Origin of the sequence: Ornithinibacter sp., assembly GCF_035443565.1 — a bacterium.
Taxonomy (GTDB): domain Bacteria; phylum Actinomycetota; class Actinomycetes; order Actinomycetales; family Dermatophilaceae; genus Fodinibacter.
This window is the reverse complement of the sequence record NZ_DAORSO010000144.1, coordinates 1497-5628: the sequence shown is the minus strand read 5'-3', so window position 1 is coordinate 5628 and position 4132 is coordinate 1497. Positions and strand designations below refer to the sequence as shown.

Sequence of the window (4132 nt, the reverse complement as noted above, 5' to 3'; positions counted from 1 at the left end):
TGGCGCGCTCGGCCACCGAGTAGATGTCCCCGATGATCGTCATGCCGATCGGCTGCACCGCACCGGCGCCGAGGCCCTGGAGGAGCCGGAACGCCACGAGGCTGCCCATCGACCAGGCGAGCCCGCAGAGCAGCGAGCCGAGCACGAACAGCCCCACGCCGACGAGCATGACCGGCTTGCGACCGACGACGTCGGCGACCTTGCCGTAGATCGGCATCGACACGGCCTGGGCCAGGAGGTAGACGGAGAACAGCCACGGGAACTGGCTCAGCCCCCCGAGGTCACGCACGACCGCGGGCACCGCTGCGGCGAGGATCGTCGCGTCGATGGCGACCAGCCCGGTGCTCAGCATCACCGCGAGCAGGACCGGGCCACGCTCGCTGCGCAGCCCGACGCTGGCGCGGGTGATTCTCGCTTGGGTGGGGGCGGTCACTGACGAGCCAACCCGGCCGGGGGCGGTGGCATTCCGTGCACCGGCCGCCCGCGTGCCGAGAGCCGGCGCCGCCACCTAGAGTGCCGTCCATGTCCGCCGACCTCAGCGCTGCCGAGCGGCGGGTCCTCGACGCCATCGACGAGACCGAGCTGGTCGCGACCCTGGTCGAGCTCGTGCGCACCCCGAGCGTCACCGGCACCGACGCCGAGGCCGACCTCCAGCACACCGTCGCCCGGTGGTTCGAGGAGGCCGGGCTCGAGGTCGACCTGTGGGCGCTCGACCTCGACGACCTGCGCGCCGACCCCGACTTCCCGGGTACGGAGGCGCCCCGACTGGAGGGTCACGGTCTCGTCGGCACAGCATCCGGGGAGGGCGATCCGGGGCTGGTCCTCCAGGGGCACGTCGACGTCGTCCCCGTCGGCGACGTCGCGAACTGGCACGAGGGCGACCCGTTCTCGGCGCGCATCGACGGCGGGGTGCTGCACGGTCGCGGTGCCTGCGACATGAAGGCCGGAATGGCCGTCAACCTCGCCGTGGCCCGCGCGCTGCACCGCTCGGGGGTGCGCACAGAGCGACGCCTGGCGCTGCACAGCGTCGTCAGCGAGGAGGACGGCGGCCTCGGCGCGTTCGCCACTCTTCGTCGCGGTCACCGCGGTGAGGTCGCCGTCATCACCGAGCCGACGAGTGGCCGGCTCGTCACCGCCAACGCCGGAGCGCTGACCTTCCGCATCGACGTCACCGGCCGGGCCGCGCACGGCAGCACCCGCCGCGAGGGCGTCTCGGCGCTCGAGGCGTTCTGGCCGCTGCACCAGGCGCTGGGTGACCTCGAGGAGCGGCGCAACGCCGACCGCCACCCGCTGTTCGGGGACAACCCGCTGCCGTACGGCATCTCCGTCGGCACGGTCCGCGCCGGCGACTGGGCCAGCTCGGTGCCCGACCTGCTCGTCGCCGAGGGGCGCATGGGGGTGCGCCTCGGCGAGGACCCGGCGCTCGCGCGTCTGGCGCTCGAAGAAGCCATTGCGGATGCCGCGGGCACCGACCCGTGGCTACGTCACCACGAGCCCCGGGTCACCTGGCCCGGGGGACAGTTCGCCTCCGGGCAGCTCGCCGACGGGCACCCGCTCATCGACGAGGTGGCGGGCGCGGTCGAGGTGGTGACCGGCATCCGGCCGTCCGAGGCGGCGGCTCCGTACGGCTCGGACCTGCGCCTGTACACCGGCATCGGGGGCATCCCGACGCTGCACTACGGGCCGGGTGACGTGCGGCTCGCGCACGCCCCACGCGAGAGCGTGCCGCTCACCGAGGTCATCGAGGTCGCGCGAGCCCTGGCCCTGGTGACAGCGAGACGGCTGGGCGCCCACTGACTGCCTGAGCGGAGTCGAGGCAATACCGCCCGCGAATGCGTGCACCTGCGCTTCGACCCTGCCGGGGCCGCCTCCGCTCAGCCGGGGGCGTCGAGCACGTGGTCGGGCTCGAGGGGGTGCAGGTCGCCGAGGTGCTCGGCGACGACGACGGCGGTGTCGCCCCGGCGCAGCCGGAAGTCCGACGGCGGGTTGGTCAGCGTGTGGCCATCGTGCGTCACCGCGAGCAGGGTCGCCCCGTGGTCGCGCCGCATCCGCGCCGACAGGCCGTCGATGTCGAGGTCGACGTACTCCTCGGGCAGCTCCACCCGGTACAGCTCCGACCCCTCGCCCCCCGACACGATGTCCGTCACCAGCGCGGCCAGCCCCGGGTACAGGGCGGTGCGGGCCAGCAACCGTGACGCCAACCGCGACGTCACGAGGATCTCGTCGGCGTTGGCGCGCTGCACGTGCTCGACGTGCTTCGGGTTGTTCACCTCGACGACCGTGCGCACCCCCGGCGCGATCGACTCGATCGCCAGCACGGTGAGGATCGAGCGCATGTCGGCCTCGTTGGACCCGTCGGACGGGCAGATGATCGCGGACGCGGCGTCGGGGATGCCGGCGCGCTCGAGATCCTCGGTGGACGTCGTGTCGCCGCGCACGAAGTAGATGTCCGCCGGTGCGGGGCTGCGCTCGCTCTCGTGCAGCACGACGATCCGCGCGTGGAACTCGTCGCCGCGCAACTCGTCGATGAGGTCGCGTGCGGTGGCGTTCCACCCGCAGACGACGATGTGGTCCGAGTAGCCGGCGGCGCCCATGCCCTGGCCCTCCTTCAGGAGGTAGTCGATGACGAAGCCGACGATCGCGGCGGTGAGCGTCGCGACGATCGCGACGCCGAAGAAGGCCAGCAGCCACCCGATGACGTAGCCGCCGGGGCTGTCGACGTACGACGAGTCGCCCGACCCGATGACCGTGGTCACCGCCCAGTACGACGAGTCGACCAGGCCCTGGAACGAGCGCTTCTCGGGCTCCAGCACGGTCACCAGGAAGCCTGCGACAACGACGATCACGACGAGCGCGATGGCCAGCGTGCGGAAGAAGTGGAAGTCCAGCCCGGCCCGAATCCGGTTGGCGTGGAAGGACACCCGGCGAACGGCGGGCAACTCCTGGACGCCCCGCAGCGGCGCGGTCAGCACACGCACCAGCGTGGTGCGCACGCGGGTCATCGGCTCCGACCCTGCAGCAGGCCCATCCCCTCAGTGTGGTGGCCCTCGGCGAACGACGACAAGGCCTTCGGGGTGGTCCGAACGGCCATGAATCGGCACAATGCCGAGATGGCCCGCCTCCGCTTCTCCGCGATCACCTCCGCCGACGGGTACGTCAACGACGCGGACGGGTCCTTCGACTGGGCCGTGCCGTCCGACGAGCTGCACGCCGTCGTCAACGACCACCAGCGCGAGATCGGCACCCTCCTGCTCGGTCGCCGCATGTATGAGGTGATGCGCTACTGGGAGACCGCTCCCGGCGACGTCCCGGGCCCCGGGGGCGAGTTCGCGCGCATCTGGCGCGACAGCGACAAGATCATCTACTCGCGCACCATGGACGGTGTCTTCGGTGCCCGCACGACCCTCGAGGCCGAGTTCGACCCGGCAGCCGTCAGCGCGCTCAAGGCGTTGAGCGTGCGTGACCTCGGGATCGGCGGCCCGACCCTGGCGGCCGAGGCGTTTGCCGCCGGCCTGGTCGACGACATCCACCTGTTCGCCCACCCCGTCATCGTGGGAGGCGGCACACGCGCCCTGCCCGACGGCATCCCCATGCGTCTCGAGCTCGTCTCGGCCGAGCGCATCGGCGACGTCGTGCACACCCACCACCGCGTGCTGCGCTGAGCCCACGCTTGCGGCAGGAGCGTCGGATGCCGGTCAGCCGGTGGCGATGTCGACGACCAACCGGGTGGGGCCGGTCAGCGTGCTGACCTTGAAGGGGCGTTCGCGGTCGCGGACCCCGATGAAGCTCTGGCCGTAGCCCTCGAAACCGCCGAAGATGGCGTTCGCCTCGGCGATCACCGTGCCGGAGAGGGCGGATGCCGTCGGGTCGGCTGGGCGGGCCATCCCCTCCTCGGGGATGCCGACGAACGTGATCAGCACCTCGAGGAACGCGTCACCCGTCACGGCGACGACGTCCCCGCTGCCGTCGGCGATCGGCGTGTCGACGTAGCGCACCCGGTAGGTCGGTAGCCCCGCACCCGGGAACTCCCAGACGACCCGGTCGTAGCCCGAGTGACGACCGACGCGCACGATGCCGACCCCGCCGAGGTCACCGCCGAGGTCGGGGAAGCGCGGCGACATGACGTCGGTGA

5 protein-coding genes are annotated in these 4132 nt (G+C 72.1%); 2 read left to right on the top strand and 3 right to left on the bottom strand.

Annotation, left to right across the window (positions count from 1 at the left end):
• On the bottom strand, nt 1-433 hold a 433-nt coding region (locus PLL68_RS12040; protein ID WP_324534391.1), incomplete at its 3' end, for an MFS transporter.
• An 89-nt stretch (nt 434-522) separates the two neighbouring features.
• On the opposite strand from PLL68_RS12040, the gene PLL68_RS12035 reads away from it, so the two are divergent.
• Nucleotides 523-1797, top strand: coding sequence for an ArgE/DapE family deacylase (locus PLL68_RS12035; protein ID WP_324534388.1), 1275 nt, complete (start codon nt 523-525; stop codon nt 1795-1797).
• 77 nt (nt 1798-1874) lie between these two features.
• Here PLL68_RS12035 and PLL68_RS12030 read toward each other — a convergent pair whose 3' ends face one another.
• Nucleotides 1875-3002 (bottom strand): potassium channel family protein, encoded by a 1128-nt coding sequence (locus tag PLL68_RS12030; RefSeq protein ID WP_324534387.1) that lies wholly within the window; start codon nt 3000-3002, stop codon nt 1875-1877.
• 108 nt (nt 3003-3110) lie between these two features.
• On the opposite strand from PLL68_RS12030, the gene PLL68_RS12025 reads away from it, so the two are divergent.
• The gene (locus tag PLL68_RS12025) at nt 3111-3662 is read left to right on the top strand and encodes a dihydrofolate reductase family protein (protein ID WP_324534385.1); all 552 of its coding nucleotides are present in this window, start codon (nt 3111-3113) and stop codon (nt 3660-3662) included.
• A gap of 33 nt (nt 3663-3695) precedes the next feature.
• Here PLL68_RS12025 and PLL68_RS12020 read toward each other — a convergent pair.
• Nucleotides 3696-4132 (bottom strand): AMIN-like domain-containing (lipo)protein (locus tag PLL68_RS12020; RefSeq protein WP_502910703.1); only part of this gene is annotated, 437 nt, incomplete at its 5' end.